This is a genomic window from Pelomonas lactea (assembly GCF_043555885.1).
Lineage (GTDB): Bacteria > Pseudomonadota > Gammaproteobacteria > Burkholderiales > Burkholderiaceae_C > Pelomonas > Pelomonas lactea.
This window is the reverse complement of sequence record NZ_JBIGHX010000006.1, coordinates 296,709-315,851: the sequence shown is the minus strand read 5'-3', so window position 1 is coordinate 315,851 and position 19,143 is coordinate 296,709. Positions and strand designations below refer to the sequence as shown.

The 19,143-nt window shown below is 70.8% G+C and carries 20 protein-coding genes; 11 read left to right on the top strand and 9 right to left on the bottom strand.

Annotation, left to right across the window (positions count from 1 at the left end; all coding sequences use genetic code 11):
• Positions 1 to 54 precede the first annotated feature (54 nt).
• Positions 55 to 804 (top strand): substrate-binding periplasmic protein, encoded by a 750-nt coding sequence (locus ACG04Q_RS18190; protein WP_394512571.1) that lies wholly within the window; start codon positions 55 to 57, stop codon positions 802 to 804.
• 30 nt (positions 805 to 834) lie between these two features.
• On the top strand, positions 835 to 2,889 hold the full coding sequence (recG, locus tag ACG04Q_RS18185; RefSeq protein ID WP_394512569.1) for an ATP-dependent DNA helicase RecG: 2,055 nt from the start codon (positions 835 to 837) through the stop codon (positions 2,887 to 2,889).
• A 9-nt stretch (positions 2,890 to 2,898) separates the two neighbouring features.
• On the opposite strand, the gene ACG04Q_RS18180 is transcribed toward recG, so the two are convergent.
• From ACG04Q_RS18180 to panB, 8 genes are all read right to left on the bottom strand, one after another.
• Positions 2,899 to 3,090, bottom strand: coding sequence for a hypothetical protein (locus ACG04Q_RS18180; RefSeq protein ID WP_394512567.1), 192 nt, complete (start codon positions 3,088 to 3,090; stop codon positions 2,899 to 2,901).
• 126 nt (positions 3,091 to 3,216) lie between these two features.
• Entirely contained in the window at positions 3,217 to 3,942 is a 726-nt protein-coding gene (locus ACG04Q_RS18175) for a LytR/AlgR family response regulator transcription factor (RefSeq protein ID WP_394512565.1), read from the bottom strand.
• Positions 3,939 to 4,985, bottom strand: a complete 1,047-nt coding sequence (locus tag ACG04Q_RS18170) for a sensor histidine kinase (protein WP_394512563.1) — start codon at positions 4,983 to 4,985, stop codon at positions 3,939 to 3,941. The genes ACG04Q_RS18175 and ACG04Q_RS18170 overlap by 4 nt, the downstream gene beginning before the upstream one ends.
• 18 nt (positions 4,986 to 5,003) lie before the next feature.
• Complete coding sequence (locus tag ACG04Q_RS18165) at positions 5,004 to 5,900, bottom strand: alpha/beta fold hydrolase (RefSeq protein WP_394512561.1); 897 nt, start codon at positions 5,898 to 5,900, stop codon at positions 5,004 to 5,006.
• A 124-nt stretch (positions 5,901 to 6,024) separates the two neighbouring features.
• Positions 6,025 to 6,711, bottom strand: a complete 687-nt coding sequence (locus ACG04Q_RS18160; RefSeq protein ID WP_394512559.1) for a peptidylprolyl isomerase — start codon at positions 6,709 to 6,711, stop codon at positions 6,025 to 6,027.
• 73 nt (positions 6,712 to 6,784) lie between these two features.
• Entirely contained in the window at positions 6,785 to 7,459 is a 675-nt protein-coding gene (locus ACG04Q_RS18155) for a peptidylprolyl isomerase (RefSeq protein ID WP_394512557.1), read from the bottom strand.
• Position 7,460: 1 nt separating this feature from the next.
• Positions 7,461 to 8,294, bottom strand: a complete 834-nt coding sequence (gene panC / locus ACG04Q_RS18150; protein ID WP_394512555.1) for a pantoate--beta-alanine ligase — start codon at positions 8,292 to 8,294, stop codon at positions 7,461 to 7,463.
• A gap of 82 nt (positions 8,295 to 8,376) precedes the next feature.
• Positions 8,377 to 9,183 (bottom strand): 3-methyl-2-oxobutanoate hydroxymethyltransferase, encoded by an 807-nt coding sequence (gene panB, locus ACG04Q_RS18145; RefSeq protein ID WP_394512553.1) that lies wholly within the window; start codon positions 9,181 to 9,183, stop codon positions 8,377 to 8,379.
• Between the two features lie 65 nt (positions 9,184 to 9,248).
• Here panB and ACG04Q_RS18140 point away from each other — a divergent pair, with 65 nt between their 5' ends.
• The 8 genes from ACG04Q_RS18140 (at position 9,249) to ACG04Q_RS18105 (ending at position 17,666) form a co-directional block, all read left to right on the top strand.
• Entirely contained in the window at positions 9,249 to 10,169 is a 921-nt protein-coding gene (locus tag ACG04Q_RS18140; protein WP_394512551.1) for a hydrogen peroxide-inducible genes activator, read from the top strand.
• Positions 10,170 to 10,321: 152 nt separating this feature from the next.
• Positions 10,322 to 11,608: an NF038122 family metalloprotease gene (locus tag ACG04Q_RS18135; RefSeq protein ID WP_394512549.1), complete on the top strand. Its 1,287-nt coding sequence runs from the start codon at positions 10,322 to 10,324 to the stop codon at positions 11,606 to 11,608.
• Positions 11,609 to 11,729: 121 nt separating this feature from the next.
• The gene (locus ACG04Q_RS18130; protein ID WP_394512547.1) at positions 11,730 to 12,224 is read left to right on the top strand and encodes a Dps family protein; all 495 of its coding nucleotides are present in this window, start codon (positions 11,730 to 11,732) and stop codon (positions 12,222 to 12,224) included.
• The gene (locus ACG04Q_RS18125) at positions 12,221 to 13,507 is read left to right on the top strand and encodes a hypothetical protein (protein ID WP_394512545.1); all 1,287 of its coding nucleotides are present in this window, start codon (positions 12,221 to 12,223) and stop codon (positions 13,505 to 13,507) included. The genes ACG04Q_RS18130 and ACG04Q_RS18125 overlap by 4 nt, the downstream gene beginning before the upstream one ends.
• Before the next feature lie 134 nt (positions 13,508 to 13,641).
• Complete coding sequence (locus tag ACG04Q_RS18120; RefSeq protein WP_394512543.1) at positions 13,642 to 14,211, top strand: hypothetical protein; 570 nt, start codon at positions 13,642 to 13,644, stop codon at positions 14,209 to 14,211.
• The gene (locus ACG04Q_RS18115; RefSeq protein ID WP_394512541.1) at positions 14,208 to 15,269 is read left to right on the top strand and encodes a sensor histidine kinase; all 1,062 of its coding nucleotides are present in this window, start codon (positions 14,208 to 14,210) and stop codon (positions 15,267 to 15,269) included. The genes ACG04Q_RS18120 and ACG04Q_RS18115 overlap by 4 nt, the downstream gene beginning before the upstream one ends.
• Positions 15,266 to 15,961: a LytR/AlgR family response regulator transcription factor gene (locus tag ACG04Q_RS18110; protein ID WP_394512539.1), complete on the top strand. Its 696-nt coding sequence runs from the start codon at positions 15,266 to 15,268 to the stop codon at positions 15,959 to 15,961. The genes ACG04Q_RS18115 and ACG04Q_RS18110 overlap by 4 nt, the downstream gene beginning before the upstream one ends.
• 52 nt (positions 15,962 to 16,013) lie before the next feature.
• On the top strand, positions 16,014 to 17,666 hold the full coding sequence (locus tag ACG04Q_RS18105) for a peptide chain release factor 3 (protein ID WP_394512537.1): 1,653 nt from the start codon (positions 16,014 to 16,016) through the stop codon (positions 17,664 to 17,666).
• 9 nt (positions 17,667 to 17,675) lie between these two features.
• Here ACG04Q_RS18105 and ACG04Q_RS18100 read toward each other — a convergent pair whose 3' ends face one another.
• Positions 17,676 to 18,239: a DUF3617 domain-containing protein gene (locus ACG04Q_RS18100; RefSeq protein ID WP_394512535.1), complete on the bottom strand. Its 564-nt coding sequence runs from the start codon at positions 18,237 to 18,239 to the stop codon at positions 17,676 to 17,678.
• Positions 18,240 to 18,360: 121 nt separating this feature from the next.
• Between ACG04Q_RS18100 and ACG04Q_RS18095 the strand changes: the two genes are divergently transcribed.
• A complete protein-coding gene (locus tag ACG04Q_RS18095; RefSeq protein WP_394512533.1) occupies positions 18,361 to 19,095 on the top strand; it encodes a zf-TFIIB domain-containing protein in 735 nt (244 codons plus the stop codon).
• The last annotated feature ends 48 nt before the right edge of the window (positions 19,096 to 19,143 follow it).

Genomic DNA, 19,143 nt, shown 5'->3' with positions numbered 1-19,143 from the left:
CGAAGGTTTGTCATGCGGGCGACCTAGACTCGGCCGCTCTCCAGACCCGCCGTCGTGAAACGCCGCTCCTGCCTCGCGCTGACCACCCTGCTCGCCGCGCCGCTCGCCATTGCGGCTGCCGGCGACGCGACGCTGCAGGGCATCACGGAAAACCTGCCACCGCTGAACTACCAGGACGAAGCCGGCGCCCAGGGATTCAGCGTCGAGCTGCTGCGCCTGATGGCCGCCAGCGCCGGCCTGCGACTGGCACTGCAGGTGCTGCCCTGGCAACGCGCCGTGCAGGCCGCCGAGGCCAGTGCCAACAGCGTGCTGTTCTCGCTGACCCGCACGCCCGAACGCGAGTCGCAGTTCCAGTGGGTCGGCCCCATCGCGCAACGCCGCATCCTGCTGTATCGCCTCGCCAGCCGCAGCGACCTGGCCATGACCCAGCTCGCCGAGCTCGGTGCGGCGCGCATCGGCGTCGTGCGCGACTCGGCCGCCGACCGGCAGCTGCAGGCCGCCGGCCTCAGGCCCGGCCTGGAGCTGGAGCACGGGCTGGACGACGCGACCAACGTTCGCAAGCTGCTGGCCGGCCGCATGGAGTACGTGGCGCTGCTGGACTGGGCCGCCGCCTGGAACCTGCGCCAGCTGCAGCTGCCCTATGGCACGCTGCAACCGGTCATGGAACAGGACTCGACGCGCAGCTACTACTACGGCCTGCGGCCCGACGCCGACCCGGCCCTGGTGCGCCGGCTGCAGGCGGCGCTCGACGCCCTCAAGCGCGACGGCCGCTACGACCGGCTGCGGCAGCGCTACTTCCGCTGACGCGGCGCGCAAGCCGCCAGAATGCGGCCCATGCCCGAGGCCGCCTCCCCGCCCCCTGCCAAACCCAAGTCCGCCCCGCAGAAGGCGATGGAGAAGCTGGGCCTGGTGCGCGACATCGACCTGGCCCTGCACCTGCCGCTGCGCTACGAGGACGAGACCCGCATCACGCCCATAGGCGCGCTGCACGACAACGAGGCGGCCCAGGTGGAAGGCGTCGTCGTCGACAGCCAGATCGAGCTGCGCTCGCGGCGCCAGCTGCTGGTGCGCGTGAAGGACGAGACCGGCTCGCTGCTGCTGCGCTTCCTGCACTTCTACCCGTCGCAACAGAAGCAGATGGCCGTCGGTGCGCGGCTGCGGCTGCGCGGCGAGCCGCGTATCGGCTTCTTCGGCCGCGAGATGGTGCACCCGGTCGTCAAGGTGGTGGACGACGACACGCCGCTGGCTAAAGAGCTCACGCCCGTCTACCCCGCGTCGGCGCAGCTGCCTCAGGCCTATCTGCGCAAGGCCGTCGCGTCGGGCCTGGCGCGGGCGGACCTGCGCGAGATCCTGCCGCCCGGCGTCGTGCCGCGCGGGCTGCCCACGCTGAAGGACGCGCTGACCTATCTGCACCACCCGCCGCCCAGCGCGTCGCAGCACGCGCTGCACGAGCACCAGCACCCGGCCTGGCACCGGCTCAAGTTCGAGGAACTGCTGGCGCAGCAGCTGTCACAGCTGCAGGCACAGCGCGAGCGGGCGCTGCTGGTGGCCCCGGCCCTGCAGGCGCGCCCCGGCGGCCTGCACGAGAAGCTGCTGGGCGTGCTGCCGTTCCAGCTCACGGCGGCGCAGCAGCGCGTGTGCGAGGAGATCGCGCAAGACCTCGCCCGGCCGCAGCCCACGCACCGGCTGCTGCAGGGCGATGTGGGCTCGGGCAAGACGGTCGTCGCCGCGCTGGCCGCGGCCATCGCCATCGACGCCGGCTGGCAGTGCGCGCTGATGGCGCCCACAGAGATCCTGGCCGAGCAGCATTTCCGCAAGCTCATAGCCTGGCTGGAGCCGCTGGGGCTGAAGGTGGCCTGGATCACCGGCAGCGTGAAGGGCAAGGCGCGGCAGAAGATGCTGGACGCGGCCGCGTCGGGCGAGGCGCAACTCGTTGTCGGCACGCATGCCGTCATCGAGGACAAGGTCAAGTTCGCGAAGCTGGGCCTGGCCATCATCGACGAGCAGCACCGCTTCGGCGTGGCGCAGCGGCTGGCCTTGCGCAACAAGCTCAAGGCGATGGACTTGGAGCCGCACCTGTTGATGATGAGCGCCACGCCCATCCCGCGGACGCTGGCGATGACCTACTTCGCCGACCTGGACGTCTCCACCATCGACGAGCTGCCGCCCGGCCGCAGCCCCATCGTGACCAAGGTGTTCACCGAGGCCAAGCGGCATGACGTGGTCGACAAGATCCGCATGGCGGTGGCCGACGGCGCGCAGGTCTACTGGGTCTGCCCGCTGGTGGAGGAGAGCGAGGCCGTCGACCTGCGCAACGCCACCGAGACGCATGCCGAGCTGAGCGAGACGCTGGCCGGCACGTCGGTGGGCCTGCTGCACGGGCGCATGTCGCCGGCGGACAAGGCGGCCGTGATGGCGCAGTTCTCCAGCGGCGCGATGAGCGTGCTGGTGGCGACTACCGTCATCGAGGTGGGCGTGGATGTGCCCAATGCCAGCCTGATGGTCATCGAGCATGCCGAGCGCTTCGGCCTCGCACAGCTGCACCAGCTGCGCGGCCGCGTGGGGCGCGGGTCAAAGGCGAGTGTGTGCGTGCTGATCTACAGCCCGCCGCTGTCGGACACGGGCAAGTCGCGGCTCAAGGCCATGGCCGAGACCACCGACGGCTTCGAGATCGCGCGGCGCGACCTGGACATCCGCGGCCCCGGCGAGTTCATGGGCTCGCGCCAGAGCGGCGCCGAGCTGCTGCGCTTTGCCGACCTGCAGGAGGACGCGCCGCTGCTGGTGGCCGCGCGCGAGCTGGCGCCGTGGCTGCTGGACGAACACCCCGAGGCCGCGCGGCGCCAGGTGGCGCGCTGGCTGGGGACGAAGGCGGAGTTCCTGAAGGCCTGAGCGGCCCGCTCACTTGCAGGTGAAGCTCTTGGCGTTCACTTCCCGCACATTGCCCTGGCCGCACGTGGCGACGGCGCGCTCGCTCATCTTGGCAATGGCGTCGGAGTCGGCCGAGATGACGCCGGCGGGCGGCGCGAACACGCAGGCGCTCAGCAGTGCGGCGGCGGCCAGCGAGACGGCGAAGGTGGCGGAGCGGGTCATGGTCTGAAGTCCTGGCAGTCCGGGGTTGAAGTGGCCGGCATCGTCGCATCTCTGCCCCAGCCGTCACCCGCAAGCCGACGAACTGCAGATCGCACGGGACAGCCTGCGCCGCCAACCGACGGGCCGCTACAGCTCCAGCTTCTCCCGCAGCAGCCTGGCCTGGCGCCGCGACACCTCCACCTGGTGGCCGTCCTTCAGCGTGACGCGGTAACCGTCGCTGCTGGAGGGCGTGATGCCCTGGATCCAGCGCAGGTTGATCAGGTGGCTGCGGCTGGCGCGGAAGAACAGCTGCGGGTCCAGCCTGTCCTCCAGGCTGGTCAGCGTGCGGTTGATCAGCGGGCGCTGGCCGTCGAACCAGGCCTGGGCGTAGTTGCCGCAGGCTTCAAACCCGGCAATGTCGCCCAGCCGCACAAACCAGCAGCGCTCGCCGTCGCGCAGGAAGACCATGTCGTCCGCGCCCTTGGTCGCCACCGCGGCCTGCGACGCGGCGACCGGCGCCGGCCGCAGCCGCGCACGCGCCTTCGCCAGTGCGGCCTCCAGCCGGGCTGGGTCGATGGGCTTGAGCAGGTAGTCCAGCGCGTTGCGCTCGAAGGCGGCCAGCGCATGCTGGTCGTAGGCCGTCGTGAAGACGACCAGCGGCACATGTTCCAGCTGGTCCAGCAGGTCGAAGCCGGTGGCGCCGGGCAGCTCCACGTCCAGCAGCAGCAGCTCGGGTGCCAGGGCCTCGACGCCGGAGCGCGCCGCGGCCAGCTCGGCGGCTTCGCCCACGACATCGGCATCCGGGATGGCCGCCAGCAGCGTGCGCAGCTCCTGGCGGGCCAGGCGCGAGTCCTCGACGATGAAGATCCTCATGCCGCCAGTGTCATGCAGACCTGCACGCGGCCATCGGCATCGACGATGCGACAGTCGGCCCCACGCCCGCCGGCGTGCCGCAGGCGCTCGCGCAGATGGGTCAGGCCCAGGCCGGTGCCGGCCTGCGCGCCGCTCCACGGCGCCCAGCGGCCGGGGTTGTCGACGGCGATCTGCAGCGCCTCGCCCTCGCGCGCGATGCGGATGTTGACGACCCCGCCGCCCGGCGTACGCGCGATGCCGTGCTTGATGGCGTTCTCCACCATCAGCTGCAGCAGCATGGGCGGCACGCTGGCGGCTTCGGCCGCGGCGTCCACCTGCCAGTCCACGCGCAGCCGCTCCTCGTGGTGCAGCTGCTCCAGCGCCACGTAGTCGCGCACGACGGCCAGCTCGTCGGCCAGCGGCACGCGCTCCTTGGCGCTGTGCTGCAGCGTGTGGCGCAGCGTGTTGGACAGGCGGCTCAGCATCTCGCGGGCGCGGGCCGGGTCTTCGTTGACGAGGGCGCGCAGGTTGTTCAGCGCGTTGAACAGGAAATGCGGGTTGATCTGGGCGCGCAGCACCTGCAGCTCCAGCTCGCGCGCCGCCGTCTCGGCCTGCCACTTGGCGATCTCGCCCAGGCGCCAGCGGTTGACCATGTGCACCCCCACCCAGACGGCCAGCCACAACCACAGCAGCACGCTGGTGTTGAGCGTGTAGCCCAGCATCACCAAGCCGCCGCGCGGCATGCCGGGGGGAAATGCCAGCAGGCCCAGCTGGATACCGGTCCAGCTGACGGCGGAGGTCAGGAGCTGCAGTGCGAAGGCCATCAGCGGCGGCAACCCCAGCAGGCGCAGCAACAGGCCGCGGGGCGGCAGGTCCAGCCAGCCGTGGCGCAGGGCCAGCGCGCGCAGCAGTTCGCTGCAGCCCCACAACCCGGCGGCCACGAACACCATGACGAAGGCCATGGAGCCGGTCAGCGGCCCGAAGCTCGCGATCATCGCGAGCGAGAGGCCGGCATAGAAACTCCACAACAGCGCCTGGATCGCGCTGCGTTTGCCTGTCGTCATGGGCCTCCGAACCCGTCGTTACGGCTTTGCGGCCAGGAAGGCCTTCACCTCGCCCACCAGCCAGTCGGCATCGTCCCACATGAGGAAGTGGTGGCCGCGCAGGCTCATCGACACCTTCGCGCCGCTGAGACCCGCGTACTGGGTCTCGAAGATCTTCCTGGTGCTCTCCAGTGTCGAGCCCATCGGTTCGTAGGCAGCCCAGGCGCCCATCACCAGCGTCGGCGTCGTGATGCGCGGCAGCAGCGGCCGCAGGTCGTCGCCCCACAGCTCGGACATGGCCTGCGCCGTCGTCGCGCGGTCGCTGGCCAGGCCCCAGGCGATGACGCGCTCGGTGTTGGCCGGGCTGCGGCTCATGCCGCCGGCGCCCTGGCGCGTGCCGGCTTCCCACTGCTCCTTGGTGGCGGCCAGCATCTGCTGGCGCATGCCGGCGGCCATGCCCCTGGCCTGCTCGGGCGTCATGCCGCGCAGACCGCCCAGGAAGGGCAGGCTGTCCACGATGACCAGGCGCTCGATGCGCCCCGGCTTTTCCGCCGCCATCTGCAGCGCCAGCACGCCGCCCAGGCTGTGGCCCATGACGACGGGCTTGTCCAGCTTGCGGTCGTCCAGATAGGCGAGCAGGCGGTCGCGCATGGCGAGCTGGAAGTTCTCCGTCGCCACGGCGGGCGTGCCGGCGAAGCCGGGCAACTGCACAAGGTGGCATTGCACGCCGGGCTGCAGCGCGGCGCAGGTCTCGGTCCACACGCTGGCGGCGCTGTTCAGGCCAGGGATCATGACGACCGGCCGGCCCTGGCCGACGACGTCGACCTTCAGGTCGCGAAACTCGGCCGGCGCCGCCTGGCCCTGGCTGACGTGCAGCGCGGTCAGGATGCCGACGGCGGCGGCGAACAGGCCGGCCCAGGAACGCTTGCGGGACATGTGGACTCCATCAAGGTGTTGACGGAGGCCATGTTGCCCGGCCCGCCAGCGGCCCGCGCCGGCCGGATGACGAACGGCCGCCAGCGCGGACGATTGGCGCGCAGCAGGTGCGGGCGGGCGGGCCTTACTTCAGCCGCTGCATCCAGTACACCAGCACTTCGGTGCGCGGCTGGATGTCGCTCTGGCTGTAGGTGTAGGTGGGCACCACGTTGATCGCGTCCAGCGTGTTCAGCCCCGAGATGATGCGGCCGAACACCGCGTAGCCCGGGTTGGCGGGGCTCTGGTAGTCCAGGCTGGTGTTGTCCACCACGTTGAAGAAGAACTGGCTGGTGGCCGAGTCGGCGTCGCTGCGGCGGGCCATGGCGATGGTGCCGCGCAGGTTGGAGAGGTTGTTGTTGCTCTCCAGCCTGATGGGCGCGTACAGCGGCGTCTTGGTCACCATGCCCGACGTGTAGCCGCCGCCCTGCACGACGAAGTCGCGGTCGACGCGGTGGATCAGCGTCTTCGTGTAGAAGCCCGCCGCGACGTACTTGTAGAAGTTGGCGACCGTCTGCGGTGCGTAGCTGTCGTACAGCTCGACGACGATCTCCCCGCTGCTGGTCAACATGCAGACCGTGCCCCACTGGCTGGCCGCCGATGCGGCCAGGCCCGCCGCGCTGCACGACAGCGTGGGCGGGTTGGGGTTCGGATTGGGCTGCGGGTACGGCGTGCCGCCGCCCCCACCGCCACCACCATGGTGATGGTCGCCATCTCCGCCGCCGCAGGCGGCCAGGCTCAGGACGGAAAGCAGGATGGCAAGGCGGCGCAGCATGGCAGGACCCGTGTATGGCTGGGCCTGCCCAACGGGCCGGCGGCGTGCGCCGCCGACACGCTGATTCAGTTGGTTACGGAATGACCTTGGCTTCCGTGATGGTCACGTCGACCAGCGGCACGTCCGACGAGTTGGTCGAGACGGCCTTGATCTTGTCCACCACGTCCAGGCCCGCCGTGACCTGGCCGAACACGGCGTAGCCGGGGCTGGCGCTGCTCTGGTAGTTCAGGTTGTTCAGGCCGGTGCCGTTGTTGTCCACCACGTTGACGAAGAACTGGCTGGTGGCGCTGTCGGGCGCGTTGGTGCGGGCCATCGCGAGCGTGCCGCGCAGGTTGGACAGGCCCGTGCGGCTCTCCAGCGCGATCGGTGCGTAAGTGGGCGTCTTCTCCTGCAGCGCGCCGGCACCATTGCGGGCCACGCCGCCGCCCTGGATGACGAAGCCGTTGATGACGCGGTGGAAGACGGTGCCGTTGTAGAAGCCGTCATTGACGTACTTCAGGAAGTTGTCCACCGTGACGGGCGCATGCGTGCGGTCCAGGCCGATCTCGATGACGCCCTGCGTCGTGGTCAGGCGCACCTTGTGCGTGACGGTCAGCGTGACGGAGCCCGGCGCGGGCGGCGTGGGCGTGGTGCCGCCGCCACCGCTGTCACCGCCGCTGCCGCCCCCGCCGCCACAGGCGGTCAGGCTCAGAGCCAGGGAGGCCGCCAGGGCCAGCAGCGGGCGGCGGTGCAGTCGATTCAGTGCCATTTCAAACTTCGAGGTTGTCGATCAAACGGGTGCTGCCCAACTTGGCAGCGGCGAGGGCCACGAGCGGCTGGCCTTCGACGGCCGCTCCCAGGTCATGCTGGCGGCGCAGTGTGACGTAGTCCGGCGCCCAGCCGGCATCGCGCAGCGACTGCATCGCGTCGGCTTCCAGCGCGGCCGAGTCTCGCGCGCCGGCACGCCAGCGCGCGATCAATTGCGTGAGCGTGCGTGACAGCCGCAGCGCCTCCACCTTCTCGGCTTCGCTGAGGTAGCCGTTGCGCGACGACAGCGCCAGGCCTTGCGCGCTGCGGCGCGTCTCGCCACCGTGGATGGCGATGGGCAGGCCCATTTGCGCCGTCATGCGGCGCAGCACCATCAGCTGCTGGTAGTCCTTCTTGCCGAACACCGCCAGCGTGGGCTGCACGATGTTGAACAGCTTGTGCACGACGGTGCAGACGCCGGTGAAGAAGCCGGGGCGGAAGTGGCCTTCCAGGATGTCGGCCAGCTCGGGGGGCGGCACCACCTTGTAGCCCTGCGGCTCGGGGTACAGGGCCTTCTCGGACGGCGCGAAGACGATGTCGCAGCCGGCGCTCGCCAGCAGCTCGCAATCGCGCTCCAGCGTGCGCGGGTAGGTGTCGAAGTCCTCGTGCGGCGCGAACTGCAGCCGGTTCACGAAGATGCTGGCGACCACGGCGCCGGCCGGCCCCACCAGCTCGCGCGCCTGCTTCACCAGCGCCAGATGGCCGTCGTGCAGGTTGCCCATCGTCGGCACGAAGCCGCGCTGGCGGTGGATGGCGAGCGCGTCGCGCAGTTCGGGGATGGTGTGGATGACTTGCATGTCAGTGGTGCCCGGTCGCCCGAAACCGCTGACGCGCCCCCTCGGCGGGCACTGAGCAGAACGAGCGTGGGGGCATGTTGTCCTAGAACCCGTGGACCTCGTTGACCGGGAAGGTCCCCGCCTTCACCTCGTCCACATAGCCCTTCACGGCCGCCAGCACGGAGTCCTTGCCGGCCATGAAGTCCTTGACGAAGCGGGGCTTCCTGCCCGGCGTGATGTTGAGCATGTCGTGCAGCACCAGCACCTGGCCCGACGTGCCCACGCCCGCGCCGATGCCGATGACGGGCACCGGCGACGCGGCGGTGATCTCGGCGGCCAGCGCGGCCGGCACCATCTCGTACAGCAGCATCGCCGCGCCGGCCTCGACGGCCTCCTGCGACTCGCGCTTGATGCGCGCGGCGCTCTCCTCGTCGCGGCCCTGTACCTTGAAGCCGCCCAGCGCGTTCACCGTCTGCGGCGTGAAGCCCAGGTGCACGCAGACCGGGATGCCGCGTTCGCTCAAGAAACGCACCGTCTCGGTCGTCCAGCCGCCGCCTTCGAGCTTCACCATGTGGGCGCCGGCCTTGACCAGCGCGGCGGCGCTCTTCCAGGCCTCTTCCTTGCTGACGTGATAGCTGTCGAACGGCAGGTCGGCCACGATCCAGGCCCACCGGTGGCCGCGCGACACGCAGAACGTGTGATAAACCATGTCCTCCAGGCTCACCGGCGCCGTGGAGCCGCGGCCCTGCAGCACATTGCCCAGCGAATCGCCGATCAGCAGGATGTCCACGCCGGCCTCGTCCAGCAGCGACGCGAAGGCCGCGTCGTAGCAGGTCAGCATGGCGATCTTCTCGCCGCGGGCATGCATCTGCGCCAGGCGCGGCAGGGTCATCGGCTTGCGATCTGTCATGGGAGGTACCTCGGTATAAACCCTGGGAGCCCTCGTGGGGCGGCGGCAGTGTAGCGTTCGGGCCTATGACCCTGACAGAGCTCCGCTACATCGTCGCCGTCGCGCGCGAACGCCATTTCGGCCGCGCCGCCGAGGCCTGCTTCGTGTCGCAGCCGACGCTGTCCGTCGCGATCAAGAAGCTGGAGGAGGAGCTGGACGTCAAGATCTTCGAGCGCGGCGGCAGCGAGGTCAGCGTGACGCCGCTGGGCGAGGAGATCGTGCGCCAGGCGCAGTCCGTGCTGGACCAGGCCGGCGCCATCAAGGAGATCGCCAAGCGCGGCAAGGACCCGCTGGCCGGCGCGCTGCGCCTCGGGATCATCTACACCATCGGGCCCTACCTGCTGCCCGAGCTGGTCAAGCACACCATCGAGCAGTACCCGCAGATGCCGCTGATGCTGCAGGAGAACTTCACGGTGAAGCTGCTGGAGATGCTGCGCACCGGCGAGCTGGACTGCGCCATCATGGCCGAGCCCTTCCCGGACACCGGCCTGGCCACGGCCCAGCTCTACGACGAGCCCTTCGTCGTCGCGCTGCCGGCCTCGCACCCGCTGGCCGACCGCGCCACCATCAGCGCCGAGGAACTCAAGCGCGAAACCATGCTGCTGCTGGGCACGGGCCACTGCTTCCGCGACCACGTGCTGGAGGTCTGCCCCGAGTTCGCGCGCTTCTCCAGCGACGCCGAGGGCATCCGCCGCAGCTTCGAGGGCTCGTCGCTGGAGACCATCAAGCACATGGTGGCCTCGGGCATGGGCGTGACGGTGGTGCCCAAGCTGTCCGTGGCGCGCGACCCGTCGGCCCACCTGCGCTTCGTGCCGTTCAGCGCCCCGGTGCCCACCCGCCGCGTCGTGCTGGCCTGGCGGCGCAGCTTCACGCGCTACGAGGCCATCGCCGCGCTGCGCAACGCCATCTACGCCTGCGAGCTGGGCGGCGTGACGCGCCTGTCCTGAGCGTCTTCACACCCGGCAAGCCCGGGGAAATCCCGCCCACCAACTGCGGGGAGCGAGAACAAGTTCACGCTTTGTCACGAATCTATCCTCGGCGGGACCCGGCGCTGCATGAGCAGCGCCGCGCTTTTTTGTCCCAACCAGGAGTGTTTTCCGTGAGCCGTACCCGCCTCTTGCACGCCATCGCCGCCGCCGCAGCCATCAGCTGCGCCGCGCCGGCCGTCGCCCTTGACATCGTGCTGGTCGACCCGACCAACAGCTTCGGCACCTCGCCCAACGGCGCAGAGGCGCTGCTGGCCTTCCAGAAGGCCGCCAACTACTGGAACAAGACGCTGACCAACAACGTCACCGTCAAGATCGAGATCGGCTTCAACGCGCTTGGCGACCGGGTACTGGGCTCCACGCGCAGCTACTCCAGCGCCGTCGCCGTGAGCGACGTCTACCAGGGTCTGGCCAGCACCGGCACGACGGCGCTGGACGCCATCGCCGTGGCCAACCTGTCCAAGCTCAACGCCGGTGGCGGCCTCACCATCCGCACCAACAACTACCTCGACGTTGCCAACAAACTGGGCATCCAGGACGCCACCGTCACCCGCACCGGCAACGCCGCGATCAACAACTACCTGGACGTCAACCAGTCCGTCATCAAGGCGCTGGGCCTGACGAACCAGGTGGCGCCGCTGAACAAGTACGACGCCAGCATCCAGTTCAGCAGCCAGTTCGCGTTCGACTACAACCCGAGCAACGGCATCGACGCCGGCAAGTACGACTTCACCGCCGTCGCCGTGCACGAGCTGGGCCATGCCCTCGGCTTCGTCAGCGGCACCGACACCTTCGACATCCTGATGCACGGCAAGGGCCCGCTGGCCGCCCCGTTCGAGGCCGGCGACTTCGGCTTCACGGACATCGCCGAGCTGCCCGTCGGCAGCACGCTGGACCTGTTCCGCTACGGCAACTCGATCGGCACGGACGGCAAGGCCATCCTGCAGTGGTCGGCCAACCGCCCGGCCTACTTCTCCATCGACGGCAAGAGCGTGTTCGGACTGCGGGACTCCGCCTTCCAGGAGCCCGCCACCTTCTCCACAGGGGAGTTCTCCGGCGACGGCGCTCAGGCCTCCCACTGGAAGGACAACATCGCCTTCAACGACCCCGACGCGCTTGGCTGCTTCCAGAGCTCGCGCCAGGTCGGCATCATGGACCCGACCTCCTCACCCTGCTACACCGAGAACGTGTCGCGCAACGACATCGCCGCGTTCGACGCGATGGGCTGGAACACCCATGTCAACGCGCTGACGGACAAGGGTTACTCGGTCAGCTCCGCCGACATCTACGCGATGGACGGCGTGGCCGTCGCCGTGCCGGAACCCGGCACCTGGGGCATGCTGGCCCTGGGCCTGGGCGTGCTGGGCTTCATGAGCCAGCGCCGCCGCCGCGCCGACTGATCCCGGCAACCCGCTGCAAGCAGCCCGCCAGCGCCCTTCCGGCGCCGGCGGGCTTTCTTTCGTGAGCGGCCCGGGCTCGCCACTTCCGGTAGGCTTGCCGAGTTGTCACCCGGAGCCCCCCATGCCCAAGAAGACGCCCGCCCCCGCCATCAGCATCGGCATCAGCGACAAGGACCGCGCCACCATCGTCGCCGGCCTGTCCAAGCTGCTGGCCGAGACCTACACGCTGTACCTGACGACGCACAACTTCCACTGGAACGTCACCGGGCCGATGTTCAACAGCCTGCACGCGATGTTCATGGCCCAGTACACCGAGCTGTGGAACGCCGTGGACCCGGTCGCCGAGCGCATCCGCTCGCTGGGCCATGCCGCCCCCGGCAGCTACGCGCAGTTCGCCAAGCTCAGCGGCCTGCCCGATGCGCCCGCCAAGCCGCCCAAGGCGCTGGAGATGGTGCGCATCCTGAAGGAAGGCCACGAGGCCGTGGCGCGCACCGCCCGCGAGCTGTTCCCCGCCGTCGACAAGGCCAGCGACGAGCCCACGGCCGACCTGCTGACGCAGCGCATCACCGTGCACGAGCAGACCGCCTGGATGCTGCGCAGCCTGCTGGAGGAGTGAGCCGGCCCGCCCTGCGGCGAGGGCTGAGGGCCGTCGCCTGGGCGGCGCTGGCCCTGGCGGTGGCCGCCTTGCTGGCACTGGCCCTGGCGGTGCAGCGCGCGCCACGCTGGCCGGGGCCGGCCGAGGTGTCGGCGGCGGACATCGCCCGGGCGCGCGACTTCCTGCGCCGCAACGACCCGCGCCGGCAAACGCCCGGCCCGCTTCGCACGCTGGTCGCCTCCGAGCGGGAGGCCAACCTCGTGCTGCACCAGCTGGCACGCCGGCTGGTGCCCGGCGCGTCGGCACAGCTGGTGCTGGAGGCTGGGAGCGCCCATCTGCAGGCCAGCCTGCCTCTGCCCCACAGCCCCATCGCGGCCTGGCTGAACATCGCCGCCACGCTGCGCGAGACGCCGGGGCTGCCCGCCCTCGAAGACGTGACCGTGGGCCGCCTGCCGGTGCCGGCCTGGGTGGCCGCCCGGTTGCTGCCGCGCCTGGCCGAGCGGCTGAACGCCACGCCGGAGGGGTCGCTGGCGCTGGACATGGTGCAGCGCGTGCGCCTGAAGCCGGCGCGGCTCGACGTGGTCTATGAATGGGGCGATGACGGCCTGCAGCGCCTGCTCGGCACCGTGCTGCCGCCCGCAGAGCAGGCCCGCCTGACGGCCTATGCCCAGGCGCTGACCGGCGCGATCCAGGCGCATGCCGCGGCGGGCGGCGGCGCCGGCCTGTCGCTGGCGCGCCTGCTGCCGCCGCTGTTCACGCTCGCCAGCCAGCGCAGCGTCGGCGGTGGCGATGCGGTCGCCGAGAACCGTGCGGCGCTGCTGACGCTGGCGCTGCAATCCACCGGCCGGCGCCTCTCCGACCTGGTGCCGGCGCTGCGGGCGGCGCCCTACCCGCGGCGGGTGACGGTGACCCTGGCCGGCCGCGATGACTTCCCGCAGCACCTGCTGATCTCTGCCGTGCTGGCGCTGGAGGGCGGCGGGCCGCTGGCCAACGCCATCGGCGTCTACAAGGAGACGGCCGACCTGCGCGACGGCAGTGGCTTCAGCTTCAACGACATTGCCGCCGACCGTGCCGGCACGCGCCTGGGGCTGCTGGCTCAGCGTGACCCGCGGGCGCTGCAGGCGCGGCTGGCGCGCGGCGTGGCAGAGAGCGACTTCATGCCCGACGTGGCCGACCTGCCGGAATTCCTCAGCGAGCGCGAATTCCTCGCCACCTACGGCGGCGTGGACGCACCGCCGTACCGCCGCATGCAGGCGGAGATCGAACGGCGGCTGGACGCGCTGCCGCTGCTGCGCTCGCCCTGAGCGCCTGCGTTGATGTCGGCATTTCGACCCTTGCTGCACGCGCCGGTGCCGTTCGCCCCATTGCCCCGCGGTGCGGGCGTCGCCGCCCTAGTCTGCGTGCGGGCCGATCCTGGCCCGCCACGGGAGATTGATCGATGAAAGCCTCCGCCATCGTTGCCGCCATCGGCGTCGGCGTGCTCGCCACCGCGCTGGCCAAGCCCGAGAGCCTGCCGCCCGGCTGGCTGCAGACCGGCGACGCCCAGACCTGCAAGGGCGACGTCGTGCCCGCCAGCGGCGCCCCCAGCACACGCGTATTCAGCCTGGACTGCCAACCCGGCACGACCGGCTTCACGACGCTGATGCAGCAGGTGGCCGGCACCGACTACGCCGGCAAGCGCGTGCGCCTGACCGCCCAGCTGCGCGCCGACCAACTGGCCGCCTGGGGCGGGCTGTGGATGCGCGCCGACGTCGGCCAGCGCGCCGCCGCCTTCGACAACATGTACAACCGCCCGCTGCGCGGCAGCTTCGCGTGGCAGCCCGCCGAGGTCGTGCTGGACATCCCGGCCGACGCCACCGCGCTGAGCTTCGGGTTCCTGCTCAACGGAGCCGGCCAGCTGCAGGCCACGAAGTTCCAGCTCGAGGTGGTGGGCAACAGCGTGGCCGTCACCGGTGAGAGCGGTGCGCCCGTGCTGCCGCGCCAGCCCCGCGCGCTGACGCCGCCTTGAACACCGCGTTGAACAACACGCTGAGCACGGCCGCACCCACGTTCGGCAGCGACCTGGCCCAGGCCGTCCGCGAGGAGGGCGTGGGCTGGCGCCGGCCCGCGCCGCTGCTGGCCGGGCTGGCACTGTTCGGGCTGTCCGCGGTCTTCCTGCGCGGCCACCCCGCGTGGGCGCTGTCGCTGGGCTTGTGGGCCGGCCATGCCGCCGCCGACGGCCTGTGCGGCCTGCTGGCCCGGCGCACCCGCCCACAGGACGACGCACTGCTGCCCGCCATCCTGCTCGTGGCCCTGCTGGCGGGTGCCACGCTGGGCTGGGTCATCGAACAGGCGCTGGTGAGCGCGTCGCCACAGCCCGCCGACCGGCTCACCCGCTTCTGGCTGCACCTGAGCTTCGGCGCCGCGTTGCTGGGACTGCCGCTGACGCAGGGCCTGCGCCGCCTGCGCGCGCTGCGCCGCGTGGAGCAGGACCGCGCGCGGCTGCGCGCCGAACTGCAGATGCTGCAGGCCCAGATAGAGCCGCACTTCCTGTTCAACACGCTGGCCACGCTGCGCAGCTTCATCCGCCAGGGGTCGGACCAGTCGCTGCCGCTGCTGGACGCCGTCAGCGGCCTGTTCGACATCGCGCTCACCCGCGCGCGGCAGGCCGAGTCCACGCTGGGCGAGGAGTGCCAGATCGTCGATCACTACCTCGCCATCATGGCGCTGCGGCTGGGCGGGCGGCTGGTCTGGCGCATCGACGTGGACACCGCGCTGCTGGACCTGCCGCTGCCGCCGCTGATGCTGCAGCCGCTGGTGGAGAACGCGATCCAGCACGGCATCGAGCCCAGCGAGGCCGGCGGCGAGGTGCGGCTGACGGCCGAACGCGACGGCGCCGGGTTGCGGCTGCGCGTCGTCAACAGCGGCTGCCCGCTGCGCCACGACGCCGAGCCCGCCGGCCACGGCCTGGCGCTGGCCAACCTGCGCCAGCGCCTGCGCGCGCTGCACAGCGACGCGGCCGCGCTGACGCTGGCTACCACCGCCGACGGCCTCACCGAGGCCTGCCTGACACTGCCACTGGCATGACCACCGCCCTCATCGCCGACGACGAACCCCAGCTGCTCGACGAGCTCCAGCAGCTGCTGGCCGACGCCTGGCCCGACCTCACCATCGTGGCCCGCGCCCGCAGCGGCACCGAGGCCCGCCGCCTGCTGGACGAGCTGCGGCCGGACATCGCCTTCCTGGACATCCGCATGCCCGGCATCGATGGCCTGTCGCTGGCCGGCCTGGCGCCGGCCGGCACGCGGCTGGTGTTCGTCACGGCCCACCCCGAGCACGCGCTGGACGCCTTCGAGCACGGCGCGGTGGACTACCTGCGCAAGCCGCTGACGCCCGCGCGCCTGGCCGCCACCGTGCAGCGCCTGCAGCAGCAGGGGCAGCCGGCGGCCGAGAAGCTGCGCTTCCTGCAAGCCTGGACCGGCAACACGATGAAGCTGATGGACGTGGCGCACATCGCCGCGCTGCGCTCGGAACTGCGCCACACGCGGGCGCTGAGCCAGACCGGCGAACAGCTGCTGCTGCGCACGCCGCTGGGCGAGCTGATGGAACAGCTGGACCCGCAGCTGTTCTGGCAGATCCATCGCGGCTCCGTCGTCAACGCCCGTGCCATCGAGCGCATCGAGCGGCGCGAAGACGGCGAGCTGTGGGTACAGCTGCGCGGCCTGGCGCAGCCGCTGCCGGTCAGCCGCGCGCAGCGGGGGCGGTTCAAGGGGATGTAGGCGGCCGGTGAGCGCCATCGATAATCGCCGGTTAGCCCGCCAGAAGCACTCCATGTCCGAACCCATCGCCAGCCGCATCGAGACGGAAGTCCGCCGCCGCCGCACCTTCGCCATCATCAGCCACCCCGACGCCGGCAAGACCACGCTGACGGAAAAGCTGCTGCTGTTCTCCGGCGCCATCCAGATCGCCGGCTCGGTGAAGGCGCGCAAGGCCACCCGACATGCCACGTCGGACTGGATGGAGATCGAAAAGCAGCGCGGCATCTCGGTGGCCTCGTCCGTCATGCAGATGGAGTACCGCGACTGCGTCATCAACCTGCTGGACACCCCGGGCCACCAGGACTTCTCGGAAGACACCTACCGCGTGCTGACCGCCGTGGACGCGGCGCTGATGGTCATCGACGCGGCCAACGGCGTGGAGCCGCAGACCCGCCGCCTGCTGCAGGTCTGCCGCGCCCGCAACACGCCCATCCTCACGTTCGTCAACAAGATGGACCGCGAGGTGAAGGACCCGCTCGCGCTGATGGACGAGATCGAGCAGGAGCTGGGCATGACGGTCGTGCCGTTCACGTGGCCGGTCGGCATGGGCAAGCAGTTCCACGGCGTGATGGACCTGCGCCAGCAGCGCATGCGCGTGTTCGCGCCCGGCGAGGATCGCGCCGCCGGCACCGAGGAAGTGCTGGAAGGCCTGGACAACCCGGCCTATGCCGAGCGCTTCGGCATGCAGTACGAGCAGGCTTCAGGCGAGATCGAGCTGGTGCGCGAGGCCGCACCCGAGTTCGTGCACGACGACTTCCTGACCGGCAAGCAGACGCCGATGTTCTTCGGCTCGGCCGTCAACAACTTCGGCGTGCAGGAGGTGCTGGACGCCCTCGTCGAGCTGGCCCCGCCGCCCGACGTGCGCCAGGCCATGCAGCGCACCGTCAAGCCGGAAGAGCCCAAGTTCACCGGCGTCGTGTTCAAGATCCAGGCCAACATGGACCCGTCGCACCGCGACCGCATCGCCTTCCTGCGCGTGGCCTCGGGCCGCTTCGAGCGCGGCATGAACCTCAAGGTGGTGCGCTCGGGCAAGACGCTGCGCCCCAACAGCGTGGTGACCTTCATGAGCCAGAAGCGCGAGCTGCTGGACGAGGCCTTCGCCGGCGACATCATCGGCATCCCCAACCACGGCGTGCTGCAGCTAGGCGACACCATCACCGAAGGCGAAGCGCTGCAGTACACGGGCCTGCCCTTCTTCGCGCCGGAAATGTTCCGCTCGGTGGAAGTGGCCGACCCGCTGAAGACCAAGCAGCTGCGCGAGGGCCTGCGCCAGCTGGGCGAAGAGGGCGCCATCCAGGTGTTCCGCCCCGAGGCCGGCAGCGTGCTGCTGCTGGGCGCGGTCGGCCAGCTGCAGTTCGAGGTTGTCGCGCACCGGCTGGAGCACGAGTACGGCTGCAAGGCCCGCGTGATGCCGGCGCGCTACAACGTCGCGCGCTGGGTCACCTGCGACGACGCCGAGGGCCAGCCCGGCAGCGGCGAGAAGGAGCTGCGCCGCTTCATCGACCACAACGCCCACCGCGTGGCGTGGGACGCGGTGAACGCGCCCACCGTGCTGCTGGAATACGCCGGTGAGCTGCGCGCGATGCAGGAGAACTGGCCCCGCATCAAGTTCCACGCGCTGCGCGAGCACGCGGGGCTGGTGTTCCAGCAGCGGATGGAAGGTTGAGCGCGACGCTCAGCAGTCCCCGCCCAGCCACCGCCCCGTGGACAGCATGCGCTGGTCCACTTCGACACCGCTGATCGCCTCGCCGGTGCGGCCGTCCACGGCGTTGCCGCGGCCGTTGAGTTCCAGCTGGTAGCTCTTGGGCCCGTAGGTAGCGGAGAACTTGCCCTGCGTGCTGCCACCGCCGCTCGTGCGGCAGGCGTAGCGGCCCTCGGCCGCGCTGCTGTCCAGCTTGCTGGCGTTGGCCTCGCAGCGCCACGGGCCGCCGGTGCTGGCCAGCGCCGTTTCCAGGTAGCGCGCCAGGTCGATGCGCGCCTGCTGCGGCGTCAGGCACGACTGCTTCTCGGCCGCCTGCCGGCGGTCCAGCTCGCGCTTCTGCTCGTCGGTGAGCTGGCCCCGCACCTTGGTGCGCAGCGCGGCGAGGCCGGGCTTCAGCGACTGGCCGTTGATCCAGATCTCGCTGTCATGCGCCCACAGGCCCGGCTGCAGTTCGAGCACCGGCGCGGCACTCGCGGCGCCGGCAGACAGCAGCAGCGCGGCCAGCGCGCAGCAGGAGGCGGGGAAGGAACGGAGCATGGCTGGGGGTCGCGCGCGGGCGGCGCAAAAGTCATCGAGGCGTGCATTCCAGCAGGCCGGCCGCGGAGGCGGTATCCCTCGGTGACAAGGCGATACACACCGCCACCCCTACGATGACGCCATGTCCACCACCCTCTCCCGCCCCTGCCCCTCCTGCGGCGATGCGCTGCAGGCGCACAAGCTGCCCGCGCTGTACAGCGGCGACGTGGAGATCGACTTCTGCTTCGGCTGCCACGGCCTGTGGTTCGACCAGATGGAGAACCTCAAGCTGTCCCCCGAGGCCGTGGCGACCGTGTTCAAGGCCATGCACCAGCACCGCGACGAGCCACGCACGCCGTTGAACAGCCGCCTGGCCTGCCCCACCTGCCGCGGCGGGCTGGTGCAGGGCTTCGACATCGTGCGCAGCGGCCGCTACATCACGCACCGCTGCGCCGCCCGGCACGGCCGCTTCAGCAGCTTCTCGTCGTTCATGATCGAGAAGGGCTTCGTGCGCCAGCTGACGCGGCCCGAGATCGCCGACATCGCGAAGAAGGTCGGCGCCATCCACTGCAGCGCCTGCGGCGCGCCGGTGGACCTGCGCAAGGAAGACGCCTGCTCGCACTGCCGCACGGCGCTGTCGCTGCTGGACCCGCAGGCCGTGGAGAAGGCCTTGCAGACCTACGCCCACGCGCCGGCACGGCAGGCCTGGGGCAGCCCTTCGGACGTGGCCGACGCCATCGTCGCGCTGGAGAAGGAGCGCTCGCGGCAGCAACGCGAGCGCCCCGCCGGGTCGCGGCAGCTCCACGGGCCCGGCGGGCTGGGCGTGGACCTGCTCAGCGTGAGCCTGGGGCTGCTGGGCGGCCTATGGAATGACTGAGGGCGGCTGAAATTGCCGGCATCGGCCGGGGGTTTCGCCGGGCTGCGA